The sequence below is a fragment of the Comamonas humi genome, assembly GCF_054782535.1.
The window spans coordinates 76,965-100,881 of the sequence record NZ_BAAGSH010000010.1 but is presented as its reverse complement, the minus strand read 5'-3'; the positions used below and the strand labels follow the sequence as shown (position 1 = coordinate 100,881).

The window sequence follows — 23,917 nt, the reverse complement described above, 5'->3', positions numbered from 1 at the left end:
TTGCGGTATCGATGGGGCTCATCTTGCATGAGCCCGGCGTCCGAAACCCGAAGATTGTGTGTGCGAGCGTGTCAATTTGTCAGGGCTTCTTCGTCGCATCCTTGACGGCTTCCTTGATGTCGCCCGCCGCTTTCTGCAGCTTGCCTTCGACCTCCAGCGCCTTGCCCTTGGCCACTTCCGTCGGGCTGTCGATGGCCCGGCCCACGGTGGCCCGCACCCCGCCGGCCACGTCCTTGATCTTGCCTGCGACCTGGTCCTTGTTCATCCGAGCTCCTTTCGTTCGGTTGCGTGAAACGATGGCTTGATTGTTCCGCGAGCGGCGGCCTGCGGGTGTCGGCCAGCGCGGCACGCTGCTGTGCGGCCTGGCCGACAGCGCAATGCCTGCTTACATTTCAGGCGCCGTGCTTGAACGGCGTGGCCTGCTGCAGCGTCTGCAGGTAGTGCTGCATGCCGTCGCCCTCGCGGTCGAGAAAGCGCTCCACGGCCTCGGCAAAGCCGGGGTGGGCCAGCCAGTGCGCGCTGGGCGTGACGGTGGGCAGCAGCGCCCGGGCCATCTTGTGCTCACCCTGGGCGCCGCCCTCGAAGCGGCCAAAGCCCTGGGCGATGCACCACTCGAGCGGCTGGTAGTAGCAGGCCTCGAAATGCAGGCAGTCCACGCGCTCCAGCGCGCCCCAGTAGCGGCCATAGGCCGTTGCTGCTGTTGCCGCGGCTGGGGCGGCGCTGTCCTCGTCGATGGCGATCAGGCTGCTGGCGATGGGTTGGCCGTCGCGCTCGGCCACGAACAGCAGCCAGTTGCCGGCCATGTGCGCCGCCATGGCCTCGAAGAAGGCGGGCGTCAGGTAGGGTGGATTGCCATGCTCCAGGTAGGTACGCTCGTAGCACTGGTAGAAGAACTGCCAGTCGGCGGCGCTGATGTCCTGGCCGCGGGCGTGGCGGAAGCGCACGCCGGCCTCGGCCACCTTGCGGCGCTCCTGGCGGATCTTCTTGCGCTTGTCCTGCTGCAGCTCGGCCAGGAAGTCGTCGAAGTCGCGGTACGGCGCGGCCGCGCCGTGGACATGGCGGTTGCTCCAGTGGAACTGCACCGTCTGCCGCTGCATCAGGCCGGCGGCCTCGGCCGTCTGCAGGTCGGCCGCGCTGCCGAACAGCAGATGCAGCGACGAGATGCCCTGCGATTCGCAGAATTGCAGCGCCGCGCGCAGCAGCTGGCCGCGCAGTTCGTCGCCCTCGGCCAGCAGCCGGCTGCCCGGCACGGGGGTGAAGGGCACGGCGACCACCGCCTTGGGGTAGTAGGCCAGGCCGTGCTCGGCGTAGGCGCGGGCCCAGGCAAAGTCGAACACGTATTCGCCGTAGGAGTGCGTCTTCAGGTACAGCGGGCAGGCGGCCACCAGCGTGCCGTCCCGCTGCAGCGTGACATGGCAGGGTTGCCAGCCGGTGTCGGGGGCCACGCTGCCGCTTTCCTCCAGTGCCAGCAGGTATTCGTGGCGCATGAAGGGCGTGGCATGCGGCGCGGCGCGCCACAGCCGGTTCCAGGCGGCGGCGTCGATGGACTGCATGCGGTCGTGCACATGCGCGGTGATCGTTGGCATGGAAGGTATTGTGCCGATGCCAATCGGCCCCAGGATTTATGCGATAGTCCTGCGCTGGACGAAATCGGATGGATGGCACGATGACTTTCGCAATAGCCGTGGCCCAGCTGAACCTGGTGGTGGGCGATATGCAGGGCAATGCCCGCAAGATGGTGGAGGCGGCCGCGCAGGCCGCGGGGCAGGGCGCCAGGCTGCTGCTCACGCCCGAGCTGGGTGTATGCGGCTATGCCGCCGAGGACCTGTACCAGCGGCCGTCGTTCCTGGACGAGTGCGATGCCGCGCTGGCCAGCGTGGTGCAGGCTTCCACCCAGTGGCCGGGGCTGACGCTGGTCGTGGGCCACCCGGTGCGGGCGTCGGGGCAGGGCAGGCCGCTGTGCTACAACGCCGCCAGCGTGGTCCGCGATGGCGCCGTGCTTGCCACCTACTACAAGCGCGCGCTGCCCAACTATCGCGAATTCGACGAGGAGCGCTATTTCGCCACCGGCGACCAGCCCTGCGTGTTCGAGGTTGACGGCGTGCGCGTCGGCCTGCTGATCTGCGAGGACGCCTGGTGGCCCGAGGCCGCGCGCAGCACGCAGCAGGCCGGAGCGCAGCTGCTGGCGGTCATCAATGCCTCGCCCTTCCACATCGACAAGCCGCAGCAGCGCGAGGCCGTGATGGCTGAGCGCGTGCGCGAAACCGGCCTGCCCATGGTCTACGCCCACCTGGTGGGCGGGCAGGACGAGCTGGTGTTCGACGGCCACTCGTTCGCGCTGCAGGCCGACGGCAGCGTGGCGGCGCGGGCCCCGGGTTTTGAAGAAAATCTGCTGCTGGTGCAAGTGGATCAAGCGCAGGCTGCTATCAAATTGAGTAGCACCATCACCCCGCAGGGCGACACCAACAGCCAGCTCTGGCACGCGCTGGTGCTGGCGGTGCGCGATTATCTGGGCAAGACCGGCTTTCCCGGCGCGGTGCTGGGCCTCTCAGGCGGCATCGACTCGGCGCTGGTGCTGGCGATCGCCGTCGATGCGCTGGGGGCCGACAAGGTGCGCACGGTGATGATGCCGTCGCCCTACACCGCCGACATCAGCTGGATCGACGCCCGCGAGATGGCCGAGCGCCTGGGCGTGCACTACGAAGAGATCTCGATCGCGCCCATGTTCGAGGGCTTCAAGGCCGCCTTGGCCGCCGACTTCGCCGGCCGTGCCGAGGACACGACCGAGGAGAACCTGCAGGCGCGCATCCGCGGCACGCTCTTGATGGCGCTGTCCAACAAGTTCGGCACCATCGTGCTGACCACCGGCAACAAGAGCGAGATGGCCACCGGCTACTGCACGCTGTACGGCGACATGGCCGGCGGCTTCGCGGTGCTGCGCGACGTGCTCAAGACCCGGGTGTTCGAGCTGGCGCGCTGGCGCAATGCAAACGATCCGTACGGCACCGGCCGCGATCCCATCCCCGAGCGCATCATCACCCGCCCGCCCAGCGCCGAGCTGCGCCCCGACCAGAAGGACCAGGACAGCCTGCCGCCCTACGAGGTGCTGGACGCGATCATCGTGCGCTACATGGAGCAGGACGAGGGCATCGAGCCCATCGTGCAGGCCGGCTACGCGCGCGCCGACGTGGAGCGCGTGGTGCGCCTGATCCGCATCAATGAGTACAAGCGCCGCCAGGCGGCCGTGGGGCCGCGCCTGTCCGAGCGCGGCTTCGGGCGCGACTGGCGCTATCCGATCACCAACCGCTTCCGGGGCTGATGCCTGCCCATGCCACAATAGGCCAATCCGCCCTTTCGCAAATTCCAGGAGTGTTTCCATGAAGATGATTACCGCCGTTATCAAGCCGTTCAAGCTCGACGAAGTGCGTGAGGCGCTGGCCGAAGTGGGCGTGACCGGTCTGACGGTGAGCGAGGTCAAGGGCTTTGGCCGCCAGAAGGGGCATACCGAGCTGTACCGCGGCGCCGAGTACGTGGTCGACTTCCTGCCCAAGATGAAGATCGAGGTGGTGGTCAAGGAAGAGGACGTGGACCGCTGCGTCGATGCCGTGGTCAACGCCGCGCGCACCGGCAAGATCGGCGATGGCAAGATCTTCGTCACCGAAGTGCAGCGCGTGATCCGCATCCGCACCGGCGACCTGGACGAAGCCGCGGTTTAAGCCAAAACAGCCTCTAGCGCTTGTGCAGCAAGCGCGAGCTGCTATAAAAAATGCGCCTCTGGGGCGCATTTTTCATGTGGGGGGATCTTGTCGCGCCTACAGCAGCTTGCGCAGATCGTCCGAGACGGCGCTCAGGCCGGCGTTCTCCACCATCCGGGCCAGCAGGAGCGGCACCTCGGCATGGGCCTCGATCAGCCCCATCTGCCATTCGCCCATGAAACCATGGCCCACGCACTGCTGCAGGAACTGCAGCATGCTGTCGTAGTAGCCGCCGGCGTTGAGCAGGCCGATGGGCTTGTCGTGGTAGCCGAGCTGGCGCCAGGTCCAGACCTCGAACAGCTCCTCGAAGGTGCCGATGCCGCCGGGCAGGGCCACGAAGGCATCGCTGCGCTCGGCCATCAAGGCCTTGCGCTCATGCATGGTGCCAACCACGTGCAACTCGTCGCACAGCTCGTTGGCCAGCTCCTTGTCGACCAGCGCCTGGGGAATAATGCCGACCACACGGCCGCCGGCTTCGCGCGCTGCATGGGCCACCGTGCCCATCAGGCCGGTCTTGCCGCCGCCATAGACCAGCTGGCCGCCATGCTGGCCGATCCAGTGGCCCACCGCCTGCGCGGCCTGCGCATACAGCGGGTCGTTGCCCGGGCGCGAGCCGCAATAGACGCAGATGGAAAATGCCGGCACGTTGGGGGAAGTAGAGGGGGAGTTCATGCAAATCTCTCGTAAAGCGCCGCGCCCCAGACGGCGGCGCACAGGAGGATGGACAGCAGCACCGCGGCGCTGCCCATGTCCTTGGCGTTCTTGGACAACTCGTGCCACTGGGGGCCGAAGCGGTCGATGGCGGCTTCGACCGCGCTGTTGAGCAGCTCGACCACCAGCACCAGCACCACCGGCGCGGCCAGCAGCGCCCATTCGCGCCAGTCGCGCGCCAGCCAGGCGGCGGCGGGCAGCATCACCACGGCGGCCAGCACCTCCTGGCGGAAGGCCTTCTCGCGCCAGGCTGCCTTAAGCCCGGCCACGGAATAGCCGGCAGCGTGCCAGATACGACTCAGGCCGGTGCGGGCCTTCTGCGGGTTGACCTGGGCGTAGGGATCGGGAGTTGGCGGGCGGGACATAGGAGGAAATGCAGCCGGTTGCTATGGCTTATATAGCTGGTAGCGCTTGCTACTTCTTCACAACAGGCAGATTCTGCACCAAACAGGTGCCTGCCAGCGCGTCATGCCAGAACTGCTGCTGCGGATGCAGGCGGCTGGCCAGCGCCCAGACGGCAATCCAGCCGACCAGCAGCACGAAGGTTTCGAGCACTGGCAGGTGGAAGGGCAGGGTGACGAGCAGCGGCGGCAGGAACCACAGCCAGCTCAGGCAATAGCGGCCAAAGGCGCGCAACTGGCTCAGCGGCCGGCCCTGCCGGTCCACCACGCGGATGTGCCAGGTCTTCATCGCCAGGGTCTGGCCCTTGTGCCAGAACCAGCCGAAATAGATGCCGAAGACGACAAACAGGAACAGTTGCAGGCCATGGCGGTTGTCCATGGCGTTGCGGGTCTGGCTCAGCGTGCCGTAGAGGTAGCCGGCGATGAACACCACGCCGAACAGCAGCATGCCCTCGTACAGCCAGCACGCCATGCGCCGCGCCAGCCCGGGCGCCTGCAGTGCGGGTGCGCCTGCTTCAGGACGCAGGGTGATGCTTGGTTCTTGCATGGGCTGCTCAGGAGCCTTCGCCATAGGACAGCTCGGCGGAGGCGCCCTGGTGGCTGGCGGGAGGCAGCGGCGTCGGTGTCACCGACCCCGGCGTCTGCACCGGCGAGGTTTCCACCGGGGGCGGTGGTGGCGGAGGCGGCGGGCTGGCCGGGCTGCTGCCAGAAGGCGGCAACGGAGCCGGCGCGCCGATCTCCACCGTGGTCACCGGCGGGCGGGACTGGATCTTGATCTCCGGCGGCGGCAGGATCTTGGGCGGGTTGGCGCGGTTGGGATTGATGGCCGCGGCCGGGATCTTGGCCAGGCGCGACGAGGCCTTGGAGCTGGAGCGCAGCGCCAGCGCCACGCCGGGCGTGTGCAGGCCGACCTGGGCTAGGCGCTTGCGCTCGCGTGCGCTCAGGGCCTGGTACTCCTCCCAGAGTTCGCGCTTGCGCTCCGGCGAGAGGCTGTTGATGTTCGAATAGTTGAGCCGCGCCTGGCTCTGCTCGCGCAGGCCCAGCTTGGCCCATTCCTTCATGTGCTCGCCGATGCGGGCCTGCTCGTCGGCCGAGAAATCGTCGAAGCTGTCGGCAATCAGGATCCAGCGGCGCTTTTGCGGCTCGCTGATCAGGTCCCAGTGGGCCTCCAGCGGCTCGAGGACTTTCTGCTCGTCCGCATCCAGGCTGTCCCAGCCGGGGCCTTCACCAGCGCGCGGCGTGCCGCCACGGATCGTGGTGGGGGCGCTGACCCAGTCCGTCGGCGCGCTGCCGTAGATATTGCTGGAGTGCGAGACGGCCCAGAAGCCGCCCATAGCGAAAGCAGCCAGCAAGATGCTGGCTGTCGTGGTGAGAATCAGGGGAGACCTGGGACTCTCTTCAGGTGTTGGGGCGGGCTGATCGTGTCTCAATGCTTGTCAACAGACTTGGCGGCGGGCTGCGCCACCATCGCGTTTTTCAGATACTGGGCAAATCCAGGATCAGTATAGGCGCTGGGAGGCAGTTCGTCAGCAAGTAGCGTGGCATCGAATGCGGCCATTTCGCTGGCGCCTTCGTCGGCCTGCACGCCGTTGAAGAAGACCAGGCCGGCCATCAGCGCGCCCAGTGGCACGGCGGACACGGCCGCTCGCCACCATTTGCGCACGCCCGAGATCGCGGAGGCAGTCTCCGGCGCCGGGTGGCGGGCGATCGCGGGCTCGGCCACCACCTTGCGGCGGGCCAGGGCCTGTTCGCGGGCCGCTCGCAACCGCTCGGAGATGTCGTATCCGAGTTCGGATTCACCTTCCGTCAGGCGTGCTGCAAGGCGACGGGCGAATGCGTCGGCGCTGACGGTCTGAGAAAAAGTTGGTTGGTTGCGGTTCATAGCACGATTCCTTTGGCCTTGAGCACTTTGCTCAGGGTTTGGATGGCACGGAAGCAATGGGTCTTGACGCTCCCTTCGGAACAACCCATGGCTGCAGCAGTCTCTGCAATGTCCATCTCTTCCCAGTAACGCATGAGAAACGCTTCGCGTTGACGCGCTGGCAACTCTTGTATCTCTTTTTCGATCAGTGCAAGTGTTTGTACCCGGCGGGTATGGTCCTCGGCGCTCTGCTCGGTCTCGCCTGAGGAGGCATTGTACGTCTCGAGCAGATCGAAGTCGCCATCGTCGTCCGGCCGCTCGAAGTCGCTCATGTTGCTGAAGATGGCGTTGCGCGTCTTCTGGCGGCGGAACCAGTCCAGCGTGCTGTTGGACAGGATGCGCTGGAACAGCATGGGCAGCTCCTCGGGCGGCTTGTCGCCATAGTGCTCGGCCAGCTTGAGCATGCTGTCCTGCACGATGTCCAAGGCCGCATCCTCGTCGCGCACATGAAAAAGCGAGCGCTTGAAAGCTCGCTTTTCAACGCTTTTGAGGAAGTCGGAGAGTTCTCTTTCAGTAGCCAATCTCAGTCAAGCCTAGGCATTTCGGGATGCAGTGTTGTGCTTTTTGTACATCCAAAATGCACCGTGAAAACGTGCGATTATCGCACCGCAGGTAATTTTTTCCAGCTTAGTCGCACAAATGCGATGCTGCAGTGCGATAATGTATTTTCATCTTTACAAATGGCAAAAGGGTCACGGTCCGGCGTCGCAAGCATCTCGCCTATGTCCTTGGCCTCAAGTTCCGAGTGGGCTTCACAAGAGCTGCACAAGGAGCACCCTAGGTTTTTCGTCAGAGAAATTCACAAAGGTTGATCATGGAAATGTCCAAGGCTGAACTCTCGTCAGCAGCTGCCGCAGCGCAGCAACCCCAAGAATTGATGGGCGCTGAAGTGCTGATCAAGTCACTTCAGGCCGAAGGCGTCAAGTACATCTGGGGCTACCCCGGTGGCGCCGTCCTCTATATCTACGATGCCCTGTACAAGCAGGACACCATGCAGCACGTGCTCGTGCGCCACGAACAGGCGGCGGTACATGCGGCCGACGGCTATGCCCGTGCCACGGGCGACGTGGGCGTAGCGCTGGTAACGTCCGGCCCCGGCCTGACCAATGCGGTCACCGGTATTGCCACTGCTTACATGGACAGCATCCCGATGGTGATCGTCTCGGGCCAGGTGCCCACGGCGGCGATCGGCCTCGATGCGTTCCAGGAATGCGACACCGTCGGCATCACGCGTCCCATCGTCAAGCACAACTTCCTGGTGAAGGACGTGCGCGATCTGGCGATCACGATGAAGAAGGCCTTCCATGTGGCGCGCACCGGCCGTCCCGGCCCGGTGGTCGTCGACATCCCGAAGGACGTGTCGTTCAAGAAGACGCTGTACGCCGGCTATCCGCAGACGGTGGAGATGCGCTCGTACAACCCGGTGAAGAAGGGCCACAGCGGCCAGATTCGCAAGGCCCTGCAGCTGCTGTTGGCGGCCAAGCGTCCCTACATCTACACCGGCGGCGGCGTGCTGCTGAGCGGTGCCGAGCAGGAGCTGCGCACGCTGGTGGACATGCTGGGCTATCCGGTGACCAACACGCTGATGGGCCTGGGCGCCTATCCGGCGTCGGACCGCAAGTTCCTGGGCATGCTGGGCATGCACGGCACGATCGAAGCCAACAACGCCATGCAGAACTGCGACGTGCTGCTGGCCGTGGGCGCGCGCTTCGACGACCGCGTGATCGGCAACCCCAAGCACTTCATGTCGGTGCCGGACCGCAAGATCATCCATGTGGACGTCGATCCGTCCAGCATCTCCAAGCGCGTACGTGTCGATGTACCCATCGTCGGCGACGTCAAGGAAGTGCTCACCGAGCTGATCGCCATGATCCGCGAGGCCACGGCCCGCCCCGACGCCGCGGCGCTGGAAGCCTGGTGGAAGACTATCGAAGGCTGGCGCAGCCGCGACTGCCTGCGCTACGACCGCGAGAACACCGAGGTCATCAAGCCGCAGTTTGTCGTCGAGACGCTGTGGAACATGACCCGCGACGCCGACACCTACATCACCTCCGACGTGGGCCAGCACCAGATGTGGGCGGCGCAGTACTACCGCTTCGAGGAGTCGCGCCGCTGGATCAACTCGGGCGGCCTGGGCACCATGGGCGTGGGCATTCCCTATGCCATGGGCATCAAGCTGGCCAAGCCCGACAGCGAGGTGTTCTGCATCACCGGCGAAGGCTCGGTGCAGATGAACATCCAGGAGCTGGCCACCTGCCGCCAGTACGAGACGCCCATCGTCATCTGCTCGCTGAACAACCGCTACCTGGGCATGGTGCGCCAGTGGCAGGAGATCGAGTACTCCGGCCGCTACAGCCACAGCTACATGGATTCGCTGCCCGATTTCGTGAAGCTGGCCGAGGCCTATGGCCACGCGGGCATGCTGATTGAGAAGCCCCAGGACGTGGAGGCCGCGCTGCGCGAGGCGCGCCGCATCGTGCGCGAAGAGCGCAAGAGCGTGTTCCTCGACTTCCGCACCGATCCCACCGAGAACGTGTTCCCGATGGTGCAGGCGGGCAAGGGCATCACCGAGATGCTGCTGGGAGCCGAGGACCTGTAAGCGAATGGGCTGCTGGCGCTTGCCCCTCAAGCGTGAGCAGCTATTCTTTAAATAGCATTTTTTGACGAATCTATTGCCTGCCGAGCCCAGCACTTACCGGTGTCGGGGGAGGGCAGCGAAAAACGGCAGTTTTCTGCGACCACTTGTTGATCGTGCTGCCGTCGCAAAAAGAGGAATCTTCTCTCATGAAACACATCATTGCCGTTCTGCTGGAGAACGAACCCGGTGCGCTGTCCCGCGTGGTGGCGCTTTTTTCGGCCCGTGGCTACAACATCGAGTCGCTGACCGTGGCGCCCACCGAGGATGCCTCGCTGTCGCGCATGACCATCACCACCGCCGGCTCGGATGACGTGATCGAGCAGATCACCAAGCACCTGAACCGGCTGATCGAGGTGGTCAAGGTCGTGGACCTGACCGAAGGCGCCTACACCGAGCGCGAGCTGATGATGGTCAAGGTGCGCGCGGTGGGCAAGGAGCGCGAGGAGATGAAGCGCATGGCCGACATCTTCCGCGGCCGCATCATCGACGTCACCGAGAAGAGCTACACCATCGAGATCACCGGCGACCAGGCCAAGAACGATGCCTTCTTGAACGGCATCGACCGCAGCGCCATCCTGGAAACCGTGCGCACGGGCTCCAGCGGCATCGGCCGCGGCGAGCGTATCCTGCGCGTCTGAACCAGCGTTTCCGGCGCAGTTTTTTCTTTTTTCCACCCCCGAATTTTCCGATTCATCAGGAGCCAACATGAAAGTTTTCTACGACAAGGACTGTGATCTGTCCCTCATCAAGGGCAAGACCGTTGCCATCATCGGCTACGGCAGCCAGGGCCACGCACACGCCCAGAACCTGAACGACAGCGGCGTGAAGGTCGTGGTCGGCCTGCGCAAGGGCGGCGCCTCCTGGCCCAAGGCCGAGAAGGCCGGCCTGACGGTGATGGAAGTGAACGACGCGGTCAAGGCGGCCGACGTGGTCATGATCCTGCTGCCCGACGAAGACATCGCCAAGGTGTACTCCGAGAACGTCAAGGACAACATCAAGCAGGGCGCCTCGCTGGTGTTCGCGCACGGCTTCAACGTGCACTACAACCAGGTCATCCCGCGTGCCGACCTGGACGTGTGGATGGTTGCGCCCAAGGCCCCCGGCCACACCGTGCGCAACACCTACACCCAGGGTGGCGGCGTGCCCCACCTGATCGCCGTGCACCAGGACAAGACCGGCAAGGCCCGTGACCTGGCCCTGTCCTACGCCATGGCCAACGGCGGCGGCAAGGCCGGCATCATCGAAACCGACTTCAAGGAAGAGACCGAGACCGACCTGTTCGGCGAGCAGGCCGTGCTGTGCGGCGGCGCCGTCGAGCTGGTGAAGATGGGCTTCGAGACCCTGGTGGAAGCCGGCTACGCGCCCGAGATGGCCTACTTCGAGTGCCTGCACGAGCTCAAGCTCATCGTGGATCTGATCTACGAAGGCGGCATCGCCAACATGAACTACTCGATCTCGAACAACGCCGAGTTCGGCGAGTACGTGACCGGCCCCGAAGTCATCAACGAGCAGTCGCGCGTGGCCATGCGCAATGCGCTCAAGCGCATCCAGAACGGCGACTACGCCAAGATGTTCATCCAGGAAGGCCGCCTGAACTACCCGGCAATGACCGCCCGCCGCCGCAACACCGCCGATCACCCGATCGAAAAGGTCGGTGGCCAGCTGCGCGCCATGATGCCCTGGATCGCCAAGAACAAGCTGGTCGACCAGACCCGCAACTAAAAAAGAGAGCGGCTGGCGCTCGCTGTATAAAGGATTGCCATAGAAAACTATTGCAATCCATTGCAGAGCAAGCGCTGGCAGCTCCTTTTTTGATAAGCATCGGGCCTCTCACGAGGCCCTTTTTCATGGGCGGCCCGGAGCAAAACCGCTACACTGGCGCACGCATCCGCCCACCGCATGCCGTTGGTGGCGGACTATGAATTCGAGAGCTAGAAGCGCTTGCCGTGCCTGCGCTGGAGTCCTATTTGATGCTTGACAACCAACCGGATGCCGGTCTGCCGCAGCGCAAGCGGCGCAAAGGCATTTACGTGCTGCCCAACCTGTTCACGCTGGCAGCGCTGTTCGGCGGCTTCTACGCCATCGTGATGGCGATGAACGGCCGCTTCGAATCCGCCGCCGTCGGCGTGTTCTGCGCCATGGTGCTCGACAGCCTGGACGGCCGCGTCGCCCGCATGACGCATACCCAGAGCGCCTTTGGCGAGCAGATGGACTCGCTGTCCGACATGGTCTCCTTCGGCGCCGCGCCCGCGCTGATCGCCTACGAGTGGGCGCTGCGCCCGCTGGGCCGCTGGGGCTGGATCGCGGCCTTCGTCTACTGCGCCTGCGCGGCGCTGCGACTGGCGCGCTTCAACGTGAACACCGGCGTGGTGGACAAGCGCTTCTTCCAGGGCCTGCCTTCGCCGGCCGCGGCCGCCCTCGTGGCCGGCTTCATCTGGCTGACCAGCGCGCTGCTGGTGTCGCACCGCGATGTGCCGCTGTTCGGCGATGTCATCTCGCTGTTCGGCGGCTTGCCCACCAGCCGCGACGACCTGAGCTGGATCATGTTCGCCGTCACCATGTTCGCCGGGCTGACCATGGTCACCAACACGCCGTACTACAGCTTCAAGGATTTCGGCGGCCGCCGCAGCGTGCCCTTCGTGATCCTGGTGGTGATCGCGCTCCTGATCGGCGTGGTCAGCATCGAGCCGGCGACCATGCTGTTCCTGATCTTCGTCGGCTATTCGCTCTCGGGCTACGTGATCTACGCTTGGCGCAAGGCCAAGGGCCATCCGGTCAGCATCGTCGCCACGTCGAAGGACGAGCCCGACGAACGCGGCCTGCACGACGATTGATTTTTTCTCGCGCGGCTTGCGCAGTGCAGCAATTGTGATAAAGTGAACCGCATGCAAAACCTGTCGCTAGCACTACTACTGATGTCCCACGGGCAGAGGCGGTAGCGCGCGTACCAACGACAGACACAGGTACGGCAAGCAAGTACCAACCCCATCGGCCCGTTAGCACCAGCAACGGGCCGAATTGTTTTTGCAGGTTGCTGGTCTCCGAATCGCCACCCATGATTTGAGAAAGACCTTTCACCATGTTGAAGAACCCAGCAACCAAGTACCGTGCCTTCCCTGCCATCCAATTGCGCGACCGCACCTGGCCCGATGCCCAGATCACGAAGGCGCCGATCTGGCTGTCCACTGACCTGCGCGACGGCAACCAGGCCCTGATCGAGCCCATGGACCTGGCGCGCAAGCTGCGCATGTTCGAGTTGCTGGTGAAGATCGGCTTCAAGGAGATCGAGGTGGGCTTTCCGGCGGCCTCGCAGATCGAGTACGACTTTGTGCGCAAGCTCATCGAGGAAGACCGTATCCCCGATGACGTGACCATCCAGGTGATGACTCCGGCGCGCGCCGAACTGCTCGAACGCACCGTCGACGCCGTGCGCGGCGCGCCCCGCGCCATCGTCCATGTCTACAACGCGGTGGCGCCGACCTGGCGCAAGGTGGTCTTCAACATGTCGGTGCCCGAGGTGATGAACCTGGTGCAGACCCATATCAGCCAGTTGAAGGACTTGACCGATGCGCGGCCCGAGACTGAATGGGTGCTGCAGTATTCGCCCGAGTGCTTCTCGCTGGCCGAGCTCGAGGTATCGCTCGAGGCCTGCGAGACCGCCATCGCCGCCTGGGGCCCGGGCCGCCCCATCATCCTCAACCTGCCCACCACCGTGGAGAACGCCACGCCCAACGTCTTTGCCGACCAGATCGAGTGGATGGTGCGCCGCTTCCAGGACCGTCCCGAGGTCGTGCTCTCGGTGCATCCGCACAACGACCGCGGCACCGGCACGGCCGCCGCCGAGTTCGCCATCATGGCCGGCGCGCACCGGGTGGAGGGCTGCCTCTTCGGTAACGGCGAGCGCACCGGCAACCTCGACATCGTCAACGTGGCCTTGAATTTTTATGTGCAGGGCGTGTCGCCCGAGCTCGATTTCTCGAACATCGATGCCATCCGCGCCGAGGTCGAGCACTGCAACCAGCTGCCGCTGTCGCCGCGCCATCCCTATGTGGGCGAACTGGTCTACACCTCGTTCTCCGGCTCGCACCAGGACGCCATCAAGAAGGGCTTCGCGGCGCGCAAGGAGGGCGACATCTGGGAGATGCCCTACCTGCCCATCGACCCGAAAGACCTGGGCCGCAGCTACGAAGCAGTGATCCGCGTCAACAGCCAGTCAGGCAAGGGCGGCATCTCGTACCTGCTCGAGGAAAGTCTCGGCCTCGTGATGCCGCGCCGCCTGCAGATCGAGCTCAGCCAGGTGGTGCAGCGCGCGATGGACGTGGAAGGCAAGGAGTTCACCGCCGCCGACATCTGGCAGTTGGTGGATCGCGAATACCAGGTCAGTGCGACGCGCAGCCTGTCGCAATGCCGCATTGCGGACGATGGCGCGCAGGTGAGCATCTCGGGCGACATGCACTGGGGCGCTGCGACCCATGCGGTCCAGGGCACGGGCAACGGCCCGCTGGAGGCCTTCGTCAATGCCGTATCCGCGGTGTTCGGCATGCCCGTGGCAGTGCTCGACTACCACGAGCATGCGATCGCCTCGGGCGCCGGCGCGCAGGCCGCGGCCTATGTGGAACTGCGCATCGGCGACAGCGAGACGCTGTATGGCATCGGCCTGGACAGCAACATCACCCAGGCCGCGATCCGCGCCGTGATGAGCGGCCTGCAGCGCAGCGCACAGATTGCCTTGCCCCAGGAGCAGCCCGAAGCCGCCGAAGCCTGAAAACGCTTAAACTGCCGGGTTATGTTCGGCGTGGCCCGGCAGCCAACTGCAAGAGCACGGATACCTATTGGAGATTGACACGATGAGCGACCAACTGATTATTTTCGACACCACCTTGCGTGACGGCGAGCAGTCCCCCGGCGCGTCCATGACCAAGGACGAGAAGCTGCGCATCGCGCGCCAGTTGGAGCGCCTGCGCGTGGACGTGATCGAGGCGGGCTTCGCGGCCAGCTCGAACGGTGACTTCGAATGCGTGCAGGCCATCGCCGCGGCCATCAAGGACTCGACGATCTGCTCGCTGGCCCGTGCCAACGACCGCGACATCGCCCGCGCGGCCGAGGCGCTCAAGCCCGCCAACCGTGCGCGCATCCACACCTTCATCGCCACCAGTCCGCTGCACATGGAGAAGAAGCTGCGCATGTCGGCCGACGAGGTGTTCGAGCAGTCCAAGCTGTCGGTGCGCTTTGCGCGCAACCTGTGCGGCGATGTCGAGTTCAGCGCCGAGGACGCCTCGCGCAGCGATCCCGATTTCCTGTGCCGGGTCTTCGAGGCTGTCATCAACGAAGGCGCGACCACCATCAACGTGCCCGATACCGTGGGCTATGCCGTGCCCGAGCTGTACGGCGAGTTCATCCGCAGCCTGCGCGAGCGCATCCCGAACAGCGACAAGGCCATCTGGTCGGTGCACTGCCACGACGACCTGGGCATGGCTGTGGCCAACTCGCTGGCCGGCGTGAAGCTGGGCGGTGCGCGCCAGATCGAGTGCACGATCAACGGCCTGGGCGAGCGCGCGGGCAACTGCTCGCTCGAAGAGATCGTCATGGCGGTCAAGACCCGCAGGGACTATTTCGGCCTGGACCTGAACATCGACCCGCAGCACATCGTCGGCATCAGCAAGATGGTCAGCCAGACCACCGGCTTCGTGGTGCAGCCGAACAAGGCGGTGGTGGGCGCAAATGCCTTCGCGCACGCTTCCGGCATCCACCAGGACGGCGTGCTCAAGGCCCGCGACACCTACGAGATCATGCGCGCCGAAGACGTGGGCTGGTCGGCCAACAAGATCGTGCTGGGCAAGCTGTCCGGCCGCAACGCCTTCAAGCAGCGCCTGCAGGAGCTGGGCGTGGTGATGGACAGCGAGGGCGAGATCAACGCCGCCTTTGCGCGCTTCAAGGACCTGGCCGATCGCAAGAGCGAGATCTTCGACGAGGACATCCTGGCGCTGGTCAACACCGAAGGCGCAGAGGCCAGCGGCGAGATGTACCGCCTGGTGTCGCTGTCGCAGTCGAGCGAGACCGGCGAGCAGCCTCACGCCGAGGTGGTGTTCGTCGCCAACGGCACCGAGGTCAAGGGTGCAGCCACCGGCAACGGCCCGGTCGATGCATCGATGAAAGCCATCGAGTCGCAGGTGCACAGTGGGGCGGAAATGGTGCTTTACGCGGTGAACGCCATCAGTGGTTCCACCGAGAGCCAGGGCGAGGTGACGGTGCGCCTGCAGCGCAGCGGCCGCATCGTGAACGGAGTAGGTGCTGACCCCGATATCGTGGTGGCGTCGGCCAAGGCCTACATCAGTGCGCTGAACAAGTTACAAGATCAAACCGAGCGGGTGGCTGCCCAAGGCTGAGGCTTCGGAATATAATTTCACTTAAATAATTGAAGAGTCGCGTAAGTCTATGAAATTGCGCGATTTTTCAATTAACGAAATGTGATAGCAGCTCAGTTTTCTTGTTGGGGATAGCACCATGGCCACCCGTCATTGCAGCGTTTTACGTCGTTTTACGCAAATTTTTACAATTTTGGCGTTGACGGTGAGCATTTCGCTGCCGGCGGCACAGGCGGCGCAGAAAAAGAAGGCGGCGTCCACTGCTTCGCAGAAGACGCATGTGGCGGCCAAGCCGACCAAGAAGGCGGCCGTGGCCAAGGGCGAGCGCAATGGGCGCAGCAAGAAGGAAGTGGCTGCCAGCACCAAGAAAGGTGCCAAGCACACCCAGGTGGCCGAGCGTGGTGGGCGCAAGGGAGGCAAGGGCGAGAAGATGCTGACCGCCAAGCTGCGCAAGCATGGCGCGCACGCGGCCGTGGCGGCCGCGCCGGTGATCATTCCCGAGCGCCTGTCGTTCGGACAGATGGCCGGCCTGCACGACGTGAACGATCCGCTGTCGCTCAAGTCCAGCGTGGCGCTGGTGGTGGACCAGGACACGCATGAAGTGCTGTTCAGCAAGAACGACCAGGCCGTGCTGCCGATCGCTTCGATCACCAAGCTGATGACGGGACTGATCATCTCGCAGGCGGGTCTGCCGATGGACGAGATGATCACCATCACGCAGGACGACGTGGACACCGAGAAGAACAGCAGCTCGCGCCTGCGCGTGGGCACGACGCTGAGCCGCGGCGAAATGCTGCACCTGGCGCTGATGTCCAGCGAGAACCGTGCGGCCCATGCGCTGGGTCGGACCTATCCAGGCGGGCTGGCATCCTTCGTCTACCAGATGAACCTGAAGGCCCGCATCCTGGGCATGACTGATACGCGCTACGTCGAGCCTACGGGCCTGTCCAGCTCCAACCAGTCGAGCGCACGCGACCTGGCCACGCTGGTGAATGTGGCACATGCCGAGCCGGTGATGCGTGAGCTGACCACGTCGCCCTCGTACGAGGTGGAAGTGGGCCAGCGCACGCTGCAGTTCAACAATACCAATCGCCTGGTGCGTAGCCCCGAGTGGAACATCGGCCTGCAGAAGACCGGCTACATCTCCGAAGCGGGCCGCTGCCTGGTGATGCAGGCCCAGGTGGCCGGGCGCAAGCTCATCATGGTGTTCCTGGATTCCGCCGGCAAGTTCAGCCGCCTGGCCGATGCCGAGCGCGTGCGCACCTGGCTGGAGGCTCACCACGGCGAACTGGTGGCCGCCAAGCACTGAGATGCTGGCAGCGCAATGAAGAACGCGGGCCTGGGCCCGCGTTTTTTATTGGGAAGTCATCAGCGCGTGCGCTGGCGGCTGCGTTCGGCGCTGTAGCCCAGGGCTTCGGAGATTTCGCCGGCCGTGGCCTGCAGGCGCGGAATCCAGTTCTCATCGAGGCGATCGGCAGGCGCCGACACCGACAGCCCGGCCACCAGTCGGCCCTGGTCGTCGTAGATGCCTGCGGCCATGCAGCGTACGCCCAGTTCCAGTTCCTCGTTGTCGCGGCCGATGCCGTACTGGCGTGCCTTGGACAGTTCGCGCTCGAGCACGGCCAGGTTGGTGATGCTGTTCTTGGTGTTGCCGGCAAGGCCCGTGCGCATGGCGTAGGCGCGCACGCGTTCGGGGTCTTCCGCCGCCAGGAAGAGCTTGCCCGCCGAGGTCAGGTGCAGCGGCGCATGGCCGCCGATGGCGCGCACCACCTGCATGCCCGAGCGCTCGCTGAAGCTGCGCTCCACATAGACGATCTCATCGCCCTGGCGCATGCTCAGGTTCACCGCCTGCTGCGTGACCAGGTGCAGGTGGCGCATGGGTTGCAGGGCGGCCTCGCGCACGTTGATGCGGGCCTTCACCAGGTTGCCGAGTTCCAGCAGGCGCATGCCGAGCCGGTAGCTGCCGGACTCGGGGCGGTCCACGAAGCGGCCGATGGTCAGGTCGTTCAGGATGCGGTGTGTGGTGGACGGATGCAGGCCGGTGATTTCGCTCAGCTCCTTCAGCGAGACCGCCTCTTCGCGCGATGCGAGCACATCGAGCAGCGTGAACATGCGCTCGATCACCTGCACGCTGGGCTTGGTGGTCGGGGCTGGGGAGGCTTTGGTCATGGGGTACTGGTATTTATGAGTGAAATCAGGGCCTAGGCTTGATGTATCAAGCGCTACCTGCTTCTGAATTAATAGTATTTTGCGGGTTGATCCAACCGGATTGGCGGTAGATCTCGTAGGGGTGGAAGCCGGCCTTGTAGCGCATCTTGGGGCTTTCGGCGATCCAGTAGCCCAGGTACAGGTAGGGCAGGCCCATGGCGCGGCACTGCTCGATCTGCCAGAGCACGTTGAAGGTGCCGTAGCTGGCCCCTGGGTCGTCGGCGTAGAAGGTGTAGACGGCGGAGAGGCCGTCGTTGAGCACATCGATGATCGACACCATCTTCAGCGTGCCCAGTGCCGGGCCGGGGGCGGGCTCGCGGAACTCCACCAGCCGCGAGTTCACGCGGCTTTGCAGCATGAACTGCGAGTACTGGTCAATGCTGTCGTGGTCCATGCCGCCGCCGGCGTGGCGCGAGGCCTGGTAGGCCAGGTAGAGGTCGTAGTGCTCGCGCAGAAAGCTCAGCGGCAGCACGCGTACCTGCAGTTGGCGGTGCTTGTCCCAGGCGCGGCGCTGGCTGCGGCGCGGCGCGAACTCCAGCGCCTTGATGCGCAGCGGAACGCAGGCTTGGCAGCCGTCGCAATAGGGGCGATAGGTGAACAGGCCGCTGCGGCGAAAACCCTGCTGGATCAGGCCGGAATAGACGTCCTGCTGGATGGCGTGACTGGGCGTTGCCACTTGCGAGCGCGCAAGGTGCGAGTCCAGATAGCTGCACGGATAGGGGGCCGTTGCATAGAACTGGAGCGTCTGAAGGGGAAGCTCGTTCAGTCTACTCATCCACGATTGGAGATGTGATTTCGGATAGTGAGATTATGTCAGCCCAATCCGTGCGTGCAAACTCCCACCGTACAGGCGCTAGGGCGATGCCTTCGCGCACGGCTTGCAGGAACTGCCGGCGGGGTACTTCGGCCGCCCCCATGAAGGCCAGGTGCCGGGTGTTCTGCTGGCAGTCGATCATGGCAACCCCGTGGCGCCGGCACAGGTGCACCAGCGCTGTCAGCGCGATCTTGGAGCCGTCGTTCTCGGTGGTGAACATCGATTCGCCAAACACGGCCCGGCCCAGGGCCACGCAGTACAGGCCGGCCACCAGTCGTTCGCCTCGCCAGACCTCCACGCTGTGCGCCAGGCCCTCGCGGTGCAGTTGGGTGTAGGCGGCCTTGATGTCGTCGACGATCCAGGTGCCGTCCTGGCCTTCGCGCGGAATGCGGCTGCAGGCGTCGATCACCTGGGCGAAGGCGGTATCGATGCGGATCTGGGCTGTGTGGTCCTGCGCGAAGCGGCGCAGTGTCTTCTCGAGCGAGCGGTGAAGGCGGAAGTTGCCCGGCTGCAGCACCATGCGGGGATCGGGAGACCACCACAGCGGCGGCGAGTGCGGGCTGTACCAAGGGAAGATGCCTCGCGCGTACGCGGCCTTCAGGTGGGTGCTGTCCACCACGCCGCCGGCGGCCAGCAGGCCTGGGTGCGGGGTGTCGGGGCCCCAGGCCTCGTCTGCCTCGGGGAAAGAATCGTCTGCGGTCAGCCAGCGCAGCGAGGGAGACGCGGTTGTTGGAGGCATGCAACAGTTTGTGGTGCGATCGGCGGTAGCGGCCATTGTGCCCGATGGTCGGAGCAGGGCGGCTCGCCAAGGCATTCAGCTATCAGTTTTGTGCCTGCGGCTTCCCCTGGGCCTGAAAAAACCGCCTGCATTTGCAAATGCATGTCAACTGGGACCTTCCCAAGGTAATTGCTTACAGTCATCGCCAGGCTTTGCTGCAACCATGGAAACCGGGCCGTGCTTGATGGTGCGGCACCCCATAGGAGGTTGCCATGTTGTTTTCCAAAGGAGTGGGCAAGTTTTCCGACCCCAAGCACATCCGCCGTGCCAGGGCCTACCTGGAAGAGGCGCGGATGGCCGTGCTGGAGCATTCGATAGCCGCGGAGCACTACCAGGCCATGGCCGAGATGTATGCGCAGCGGGTCACCCGGCTCGAGCAGGAGATTGCGGCTTGGGAAGCTGGTGTGGAGGCGGTGGCTCCGCAGCAGGCCGCGCCCCGTGCCGCTGCCGGCGCGGCAGAGCATATGCCCAGTCCGCAGCGCCCGTCCGGCGTGGTCAAGCCGCTGGCATCGGAGGGTGGCAGTGATCTGTCCGGGCAGATGCGCGCAGCCTGAAAATAAAAAAGCCTGCACCGAAGTGCAGGCTTTGTACTGGCTCCTCAACCTGGGCTCGAACCAGGGACCTACGGATTAACAGTCCGGCGCTCTACCGACTGAGCTATTGAGGAATGTCGGTAACCTTGTGCACCTTGTTCGATTGCAAGGATTCAAGGCTTGAAAATTTTGGCTCCTCAACCTGGGCTCGAACCAGGGACCTACGGATTAACAGTCCGGCGCTCTACCGACTGAGCTATTGAGGAATGTCGGTGACCTTGTGCGATTGCAAGGCTTGAAAAATCTTGGCTCCTCAACCTGGGCTCGAACCAGGGACCTACGGATTAACAGTCCGGCGCTCTACCAACTGAGCTATTGAGGAATAAGACCGCGATTATACGATGAATTTTGGGGATGTTCGCCATGCCCGGCAATTTTCTGATCGGGACGCCGACGGGCCGGTGCGACAATGCGCCGCAGATCCTCAGCTCCACCCGCGCAAGACCTATGGCGATACTTCCAATCCTGAAAATGGGCGATCCGCGCCTGCTGCGCGTGGCCCAGCCCGTGACCGCGTTCGACACCGACGAGCTGCACCTGCTGGTGCAGGACCTGCTCGACACCATGCGCGCCGCCAGCGGGGCGGGGCTGGCAGCGCCGCAGATCGGGGTGGACCGGCAGGTGGTGATGTTCGGCTCGAACGAGCGCAATCCCCGCTATCCCGACCGGCCGCTGGTGCCGCCGACGGTACTGGTCAATCCGGTGATCACGCCGCTGTCCGACGTGGAGGAGAGCGACTGGGAAGGCTGCCTGTCCGTGCCCGGCATGCGCGGGCTGGTGCCGCGCTGGGCACGCATCCGCTACACCGGCTTCGACCAGTATGGCGACCCGATAGACCGCACGGTGGATGGCTTCCATGCCCGCGTGGTGCAGCACGAATGCGACCACCTGTGGGGCAAGCTGTACCCGATGCGCATGCGCGACTTCAGCCAATTCGGGTTCACCGAGGTGCTGTTCCCCGACATCAATGCCGCCGAGGATGATTGAAAATCATAGCTGCTGGCACTTGCTGCATAAGTGCTAGAGCCTGATTTTGCTTATTTTTCTGTGTGGTCGGCCAGCGCCCACAGCACCTCGGTTTCGAGGGCGATCTGGCGCACATTGCTCTGCAGCTCGGCACCCTGCAGCAGAAAAGTGTCTTCCACGCGCTCGCCCAGCGTGCTGATCTTGGCCAGCTCCACGCTCAGGTGGTGGCGCGCCAGGATACGGGTCACGGTGTAGAGCAGGCCGGCGCGGTCGGCGGCCGAGATCGACAGCAGCCAGCGCTGGCCCTTCTCGTCGGGCTGCAGCGACACGCGCGGCGCCACCGGAAAGCTCTTGACCCGGCGCGACACGCGGCGCTGCACCGGCTCGGGCAGCGGGCCGGCGGCGACCAGCACCTGGGTCAGATGGCTTTCCACCAGCGTGGCGAGTTCGCGGTAGTGCTGCTGCAGCGTCTGCGTGGCGACCTGGAAGGTGTCGAGCGCATAGCGGTTCAGCGCGGTGTGGATGCGCGCATCCAGCACCGACAGGCCGGCGCGGTCGAAGTAGCTGCAGATGCGCGCGAACAGGTCGGGCTGGTCGGCGGTGTAGACCATGACCTGCAGGCCGTCGCCGGCCAGCGACGGCCGCGCGCGCACGATGGGCGCGGCCGTTCCCACGGCACGCGAGAGCTGGCGCGTGTGCCAGGCGATGTCCGCCGCCTCGTGGCGCATGAAGTACTGCACGCCCAGCGTCTCCCACAGCGCCTTCTGCGACTCGAACGGCTGAGCCTGCAGCGCCAGCAGCACCAGGGCCTCGCGTTTGCGGGCTTCCACCTGCGAGGCAATGTCGGGCGCGCGGCCGCCCAGCATGCGCAGCGTGGCACGGTACAGGTCTTCGAGCAGCTTGCCCTTCCAGGCGTTCCACACCTTGGGGCTGGTGCCGCGGATGTCGGCGACCGTCAGCAGGTACAGCGCGGTGAGGTAGCGCTCGTTGCCCACGCGCTCGGCAAAGGCGCGGATCACGTCGGGGTCGCTGGTGTCCTGCTTCTGTGCGACCTGGCTCATGGTCAGGTGCTCGCGCACCAGGAATTCGACCAGCTGCGCATCGGCCTTGGCGATGCCGTGTTCCTTGCAGAAGCGCCGCACCTCGTGGGCCCCGATCTCGGAATGGTCGCCGCCGCGGCCCTTGCCGATGTCGTGGAACAGCGCGGCCACGTACAGCAGCCACGGCTTGTCCCAGCCCGCGGCCAGCTGCGAGCAGAACGGGTATTCGTGCGCATGCTCGGCGATGAAGAAGCGCCGCACATTGCGCAGCACCATCAGGATGTGCTGGTCCACCGTATAGACGTGGAACAGGTCGTGCTGCATCTGGCCCACGATGCGGCGGAAGGGCCACAGGTAGCGCCCCAGCACGGAAGTCTGGTTCATCAGCCGCATGGCGTGGGTGATGCCCGCGGGCTGCTGCAGTATGGCCATGAAGGTGGCGCGGTTGACCGGGTCCTTGCGGAACTCGGCGCCCATCACGTTGCGTGCGTGGTACAGCGCGCGGAAGGTGCGCGCCGACAGGTCCTTGACGCCCGGCGTGGTCTCGTACAGCAGGAAGGTGCGCAGGATGGCGTGCGGGTTGCGCCGGTAGAGGTCGTCCTCGGCCACCTCGATCATGCCGGCCTTCTCGAAGAACTCGTCGTCGATGCGGCGCGGGCTGTGGTTGCCGGGGTGCAGGCGCTCGTCGATGTTCAGCAGCATGATCTGCGACAGCTGCACCACGGCCTTGGCGGCCCAGTAGTAGCGCTTCATCAGCTGCTCGCTGGCGCGCACCGGAAAGCGGTGGCCCGCCGGCGTCTCGCTCGCGTAGCCGAAGGACTCGGCCACGGTGGTCTGCAGGTCGAACACCAGCCGGTCCTCGCGCCGCTTGGCCAGGATGTGCAGCCGCGCGCGGATCAGGCTCAGCAGCGCCTCGTTGCGCTGCAGGTTGCGCAGCTCGTAGGGCGTGACGATGCCGTTGGTGGCCAGCTCCTTCCAGTTGCGCCCGAGCCGCGTGGCGCGGGCGATCCACAGGATGAGCTGCAGGTCGCGCAGGCCGCCGGGCGATTCCTTGCAGTTCGGCTCCAGCGCGTAGGCGGTGTTCTCGTACTTGCTGTGGCGCTGCTGCATCTCCAGCGTCTTGGCGACGACGAAGGCCTGCGGGTCGAGCGCCCGGTTGAAGGCCTGCTGGAACTGCCGGAACAGCGCGGCGTCGCCGGTGACGCGGCGGGCCTCGAGCTGCGCCGTCTGCACGGTGATGTCGGCCGCGGCCTCGCGCACGCAGTCGGCCACGGTGCGCACGCTGGAGCCGATCTCCAGCCCCATGTCCCAGCACATGCCGATGAAGGCCTCGATGCTGCCGCGCAGCTGCTGGGCTTCGGGCGTGTTGCCGTGCATGTCCGCGTCGTCGGGCAGCAGCACCAGCACATCGATGTCGGAGTAGGGGAACAGCTCGCCGCGCCCATAGCCGCCCACGGCGGCCAGGCACAGCGGTGCGGGCACCCCGGCCCGCTGCCACAGCTCCTGCAGCAGCCCGTCGGCCAGCGCCGACAGGCGGCGCAGGTGGGCAGCGATGCCGCGGGTGCCGCTGCTGCTGTCCATGATGGTGGCGAACACCTGCTCGCGGTCTTGCTGGTAGCGCTGGCGAACCGTGGGAAGGGCAGAAAGGGCGGAGGGCTCGGGCGTGGCGGTCATTGTTCGGTCAGTTCGTGGAATCACACTGAGGCAAGCAATGACTATGCCATGTC

Annotated in this window: 24 protein-coding genes and 3 tRNA genes; 11 read left to right on the top strand and 16 right to left on the bottom strand. The window is 64.9% G+C overall.

Annotated features, from left to right (window positions below; all coding sequences use genetic code 11):
* Positions 1-79: 79 nt before the first annotated feature.
* Positions 80-265: a CsbD family protein gene (locus ACYVKR_RS13190; protein ID WP_460481367.1), complete on the bottom strand. Its 186-nt coding sequence runs from the start codon at positions 263-265 to the stop codon at positions 80-82.
* Between the two features lie 127 nt (positions 266-392).
* Positions 393-1,586 (bottom strand): GNAT family N-acetyltransferase, encoded by a 1,194-nt coding sequence (locus ACYVKR_RS13185; RefSeq protein WP_460481366.1) that lies wholly within the window; start codon positions 1,584-1,586, stop codon positions 393-395.
* 80 nt (positions 1,587-1,666) lie between these two features.
* On the opposite strand from ACYVKR_RS13185, the gene ACYVKR_RS13180 reads away from it, so the two are divergent.
* Both ACYVKR_RS13180 and ACYVKR_RS13175 read left to right on the top strand, forming a co-directional pair.
* Positions 1,667-3,319, top strand: coding sequence for a glutamine-dependent NAD(+) synthetase (locus tag ACYVKR_RS13180; protein WP_460481365.1), 1,653 nt, complete (start codon positions 1,667-1,669; stop codon positions 3,317-3,319).
* A gap of 58 nt (positions 3,320-3,377) precedes the next feature.
* Positions 3,378-3,716 carry a P-II family nitrogen regulator gene (locus tag ACYVKR_RS13175; RefSeq protein ID WP_460481364.1) on the top strand — a complete coding sequence of 113 codons (339 nt, stop codon included), beginning with the start codon at positions 3,378-3,380 and terminating at the stop codon, positions 3,714-3,716.
* A gap of 41 nt (positions 3,717-3,757) precedes the next feature.
* Here ACYVKR_RS13175 and ACYVKR_RS13170 read toward each other — a convergent pair whose 3' ends face one another.
* The 7 genes from ACYVKR_RS13170 to ACYVKR_RS13140 all read right to left on the bottom strand — a co-directional run bounded on the left by ACYVKR_RS13170 (position 3,758) and on the right by ACYVKR_RS13140 (position 7,309).
* Positions 3,758-3,832: a (2Fe-2S)-binding protein gene (locus ACYVKR_RS13170; protein ID WP_460481390.1), complete on the bottom strand. Its 75-nt coding sequence runs from the start codon at positions 3,830-3,832 to the stop codon at positions 3,758-3,760.
* Entirely contained in the window at positions 3,813-4,427 is a 615-nt protein-coding gene (locus ACYVKR_RS13165) for an LOG family protein (protein WP_460481363.1), read from the bottom strand. The genes ACYVKR_RS13170 and ACYVKR_RS13165 overlap by 20 nt, the downstream gene beginning before the upstream one ends.
* On the bottom strand, positions 4,424-4,831 hold the full coding sequence (locus ACYVKR_RS13160; protein WP_460481362.1) for a diacylglycerol kinase: 408 nt from the start codon (positions 4,829-4,831) through the stop codon (positions 4,424-4,426). The genes ACYVKR_RS13165 and ACYVKR_RS13160 overlap by 4 nt, the downstream gene beginning before the upstream one ends.
* A gap of 49 nt (positions 4,832-4,880) precedes the next feature.
* Positions 4,881-5,339, bottom strand: coding sequence for an RDD family protein (locus tag ACYVKR_RS13155; RefSeq protein WP_460481389.1), 459 nt, complete (start codon positions 5,337-5,339; stop codon positions 4,881-4,883).
* A gap of 82 nt (positions 5,340-5,421) precedes the next feature.
* On the bottom strand, positions 5,422-6,219 hold the full coding sequence (locus ACYVKR_RS13150; protein WP_460481361.1) for a DUF3106 domain-containing protein: 798 nt from the start codon (positions 6,217-6,219) through the stop codon (positions 5,422-5,424).
* Positions 6,220-6,293: 74 nt separating this feature from the next.
* Positions 6,294-6,749, bottom strand: coding sequence for a DUF3619 family protein (locus ACYVKR_RS13145; protein ID WP_460481360.1), 456 nt, complete (start codon positions 6,747-6,749; stop codon positions 6,294-6,296).
* Positions 6,746-7,309 carry an RNA polymerase sigma factor gene (locus tag ACYVKR_RS13140; RefSeq protein WP_460481359.1) on the bottom strand — a complete coding sequence of 188 codons (564 nt, stop codon included), beginning with the start codon at positions 7,307-7,309 and terminating at the stop codon, positions 6,746-6,748. The genes ACYVKR_RS13145 and ACYVKR_RS13140 overlap by 4 nt, the downstream gene beginning before the upstream one ends.
* A gap of 293 nt (positions 7,310-7,602) precedes the next feature.
* Here ACYVKR_RS13140 and ACYVKR_RS13135 point away from each other — a divergent pair, with 293 nt between their 5' ends.
* The 7 genes from ACYVKR_RS13135 to pbpG all read left to right on the top strand — a co-directional run bounded on the left by ACYVKR_RS13135 (position 7,603) and on the right by pbpG (position 17,100).
* A complete protein-coding gene (locus ACYVKR_RS13135) occupies positions 7,603-9,387 on the top strand; it encodes an acetolactate synthase 3 catalytic subunit (protein ID WP_460481358.1) in 1,785 nt (594 codons plus the stop codon).
* A gap of 185 nt (positions 9,388-9,572) precedes the next feature.
* The gene (gene ilvN, locus ACYVKR_RS13130; RefSeq protein WP_460481357.1) at positions 9,573-10,064 is read left to right on the top strand and encodes an acetolactate synthase small subunit; all 492 of its coding nucleotides are present in this window, start codon (positions 9,573-9,575) and stop codon (positions 10,062-10,064) included.
* Between the two features lie 67 nt (positions 10,065-10,131).
* Positions 10,132-11,148 (top strand): NADP-dependent ketol-acid reductoisomerase, encoded by a 1,017-nt coding sequence (gene ilvC / locus ACYVKR_RS13125; protein WP_460481356.1) that lies wholly within the window; start codon positions 10,132-10,134, stop codon positions 11,146-11,148.
* Between the two features lie 248 nt (positions 11,149-11,396).
* Entirely contained in the window at positions 11,397-12,260 is an 864-nt protein-coding gene (gene pssA, locus ACYVKR_RS13120; protein ID WP_460481355.1) for a CDP-diacylglycerol--serine O-phosphatidyltransferase, read from the top strand.
* Between the two features lie 245 nt (positions 12,261-12,505).
* Positions 12,506-14,191 (top strand): 2-isopropylmalate synthase, encoded by a 1,686-nt coding sequence (gene leuA, locus ACYVKR_RS13115; protein ID WP_460481354.1) that lies wholly within the window; start codon positions 12,506-12,508, stop codon positions 14,189-14,191.
* Between the two features lie 82 nt (positions 14,192-14,273).
* Positions 14,274-15,812 (top strand): 2-isopropylmalate synthase, encoded by a 1,539-nt coding sequence (locus ACYVKR_RS13110; protein WP_460481353.1) that lies wholly within the window; start codon positions 14,274-14,276, stop codon positions 15,810-15,812.
* Between the two features lie 118 nt (positions 15,813-15,930).
* Positions 15,931-17,100: a D-alanyl-D-alanine endopeptidase gene (pbpG, locus tag ACYVKR_RS13105; protein WP_460481352.1), complete on the top strand. Its 1,170-nt coding sequence runs from the start codon at positions 15,931-15,933 to the stop codon at positions 17,098-17,100.
* A 59-nt stretch (positions 17,101-17,159) separates the two neighbouring features.
* On the opposite strand, the gene ACYVKR_RS13100 is transcribed toward pbpG, so the two are convergent.
* Genes ACYVKR_RS13100 through aat form a run of 3 tightly spaced genes read right to left on the bottom strand, consistent with a single transcriptional unit; the run spans position 17,160 to position 19,552 of the window.
* Positions 17,160-17,960: an IclR family transcriptional regulator gene (locus ACYVKR_RS13100; protein WP_460481351.1), complete on the bottom strand. Its 801-nt coding sequence runs from the start codon at positions 17,958-17,960 to the stop codon at positions 17,160-17,162.
* Positions 17,961-18,006: 46 nt separating this feature from the next.
* Positions 18,007-18,774 (bottom strand): arginyl-transferase family protein, encoded by a 768-nt coding sequence (locus ACYVKR_RS13095; RefSeq protein ID WP_460481350.1) that lies wholly within the window; start codon positions 18,772-18,774, stop codon positions 18,007-18,009.
* On the bottom strand, positions 18,767-19,552 hold the full coding sequence (aat, locus tag ACYVKR_RS13090; protein WP_460481349.1) for a leucyl/phenylalanyl-tRNA--protein transferase: 786 nt from the start codon (positions 19,550-19,552) through the stop codon (positions 18,767-18,769). Before aat ends, ACYVKR_RS13095 begins: the two co-directional genes overlap by 8 nt.
* A 251-nt stretch (positions 19,553-19,803) precedes the next feature.
* Between aat and ACYVKR_RS13085 the strand changes: the two genes are divergently transcribed.
* The gene (locus ACYVKR_RS13085; protein ID WP_460481348.1) at positions 19,804-20,145 is read left to right on the top strand and encodes a hypothetical protein; all 342 of its coding nucleotides are present in this window, start codon (positions 19,804-19,806) and stop codon (positions 20,143-20,145) included.
* A 37-nt stretch (positions 20,146-20,182) separates the two neighbouring features.
* Here the strand turns inward: ACYVKR_RS13085 and ACYVKR_RS13080 are convergent.
* From ACYVKR_RS13080 to ACYVKR_RS13070, 3 genes are all read right to left on the bottom strand, one after another.
* Positions 20,183-20,258: transfer RNA gene (locus tag ACYVKR_RS13080), tRNA-Asn, on the bottom strand.
* A gap of 56 nt (positions 20,259-20,314) precedes the next feature.
* Positions 20,315-20,390: transfer RNA gene (locus ACYVKR_RS13075), tRNA-Asn, on the bottom strand.
* A 40-nt stretch (positions 20,391-20,430) separates the two neighbouring features.
* Positions 20,431-20,506, bottom strand: a tRNA-Asn gene (locus tag ACYVKR_RS13070).
* A gap of 125 nt (positions 20,507-20,631) precedes the next feature.
* Between ACYVKR_RS13070 and def the strand changes: the two genes are divergently transcribed.
* Positions 20,632-21,171 carry a peptide deformylase gene (def, locus tag ACYVKR_RS13065; protein ID WP_460481347.1) on the top strand — a complete coding sequence of 180 codons (540 nt, stop codon included), beginning with the start codon at positions 20,632-20,634 and terminating at the stop codon, positions 21,169-21,171.
* Positions 21,172-21,221: 50 nt separating this feature from the next.
* Here the strand turns inward: def and ACYVKR_RS13060 are convergent, their stop codons facing one another.
* Positions 21,222-23,864, bottom strand: a complete 2,643-nt coding sequence (locus ACYVKR_RS13060; RefSeq protein WP_460481346.1) for a bifunctional uridylyltransferase/uridylyl-removing protein GlnD — start codon at positions 23,862-23,864, stop codon at positions 21,222-21,224.
* Positions 23,865-23,917: the final 53 nt, after the last annotated feature.

Bases quoted from the DNA above. Each gene is read 5' to 3' on its own strand.
- ACYVKR_RS13160 (WP_460481362.1), bottom strand. From the start codon at position 4,831: ATGTCCCGCCCGCCAACTCCCGATCCCTACGCCCAGGTCAACCCGCAG.
- ACYVKR_RS13175 (WP_460481364.1), top strand. From the start codon at position 3,378: ATGAAGATGATTACCGCCGTTATCAAGCCGTTCAAGCTCGACGAAGTG.
- ACYVKR_RS13145 (WP_460481360.1), bottom strand. From the start codon at position 6,749: ATGAACCGCAACCAACCAACTTTTTCTCAGACCGTCAGCGCCGACGCA.
- ACYVKR_RS13100 (WP_460481351.1), bottom strand. From the start codon at position 17,960: ATGACCAAAGCCTCCCCAGCCCCGACCACCAAGCCCAGCGTGCAGGTG.
- ilvN (WP_460481357.1), top strand. From the start codon at position 9,573: ATGAAACACATCATTGCCGTTCTGCTGGAGAACGAACCCGGTGCGCTG.
- ACYVKR_RS13135 (WP_460481358.1), top strand. From the start codon at position 7,603: ATGGAAATGTCCAAGGCTGAACTCTCGTCAGCAGCTGCCGCAGCGCAG.
- ACYVKR_RS13085 (WP_460481348.1), top strand. From the start codon at position 19,804: ATGTTGTTTTCCAAAGGAGTGGGCAAGTTTTCCGACCCCAAGCACATC.
- ACYVKR_RS13095 (WP_460481350.1), bottom strand. From the start codon at position 18,774: ATGAGTAGACTGAACGAGCTTCCCCTTCAGACGCTCCAGTTCTATGCA.
- leuA (WP_460481354.1), top strand. From the start codon at position 12,506: ATGTTGAAGAACCCAGCAACCAAGTACCGTGCCTTCCCTGCCATCCAA.
- aat (WP_460481349.1), bottom strand. From the start codon at position 19,552: ATGCCTCCAACAACCGCGTCTCCCTCGCTGCGCTGGCTGACCGCAGAC.
- ACYVKR_RS13110 (WP_460481353.1), top strand. From the start codon at position 14,274: ATGAGCGACCAACTGATTATTTTCGACACCACCTTGCGTGACGGCGAG.
- ACYVKR_RS13180 (WP_460481365.1), top strand. From the start codon at position 1,667: ATGACTTTCGCAATAGCCGTGGCCCAGCTGAACCTGGTGGTGGGCGAT.
- ACYVKR_RS13185 (WP_460481366.1), bottom strand. From the start codon at position 1,586: ATGCCAACGATCACCGCGCATGTGCACGACCGCATGCAGTCCATCGAC.
- ACYVKR_RS13155 (WP_460481389.1), bottom strand. From the start codon at position 5,339: ATGGCGTGCTGGCTGTACGAGGGCATGCTGCTGTTCGGCGTGGTGTTC.
- pssA (WP_460481355.1), top strand. From the start codon at position 11,397: ATGCTTGACAACCAACCGGATGCCGGTCTGCCGCAGCGCAAGCGGCGC.
- ACYVKR_RS13190 (WP_460481367.1), bottom strand. From the start codon at position 265: ATGAACAAGGACCAGGTCGCAGGCAAGATCAAGGACGTGGCCGGCGGG.
- ACYVKR_RS13060 (WP_460481346.1), bottom strand. From the start codon at position 23,864: ATGACCGCCACGCCCGAGCCCTCCGCCCTTTCTGCCCTTCCCACGGTT.
- ilvC (WP_460481356.1), top strand. From the start codon at position 10,132: ATGAAAGTTTTCTACGACAAGGACTGTGATCTGTCCCTCATCAAGGGC.
- ACYVKR_RS13165 (WP_460481363.1), bottom strand. From the start codon at position 4,427: ATGAACTCCCCCTCTACTTCCCCCAACGTGCCGGCATTTTCCATCTGC.
- pbpG (WP_460481352.1), top strand. From the start codon at position 15,931: ATGGCCACCCGTCATTGCAGCGTTTTACGTCGTTTTACGCAAATTTTT.
- def (WP_460481347.1), top strand. From the start codon at position 20,632: ATGGCGATACTTCCAATCCTGAAAATGGGCGATCCGCGCCTGCTGCGC.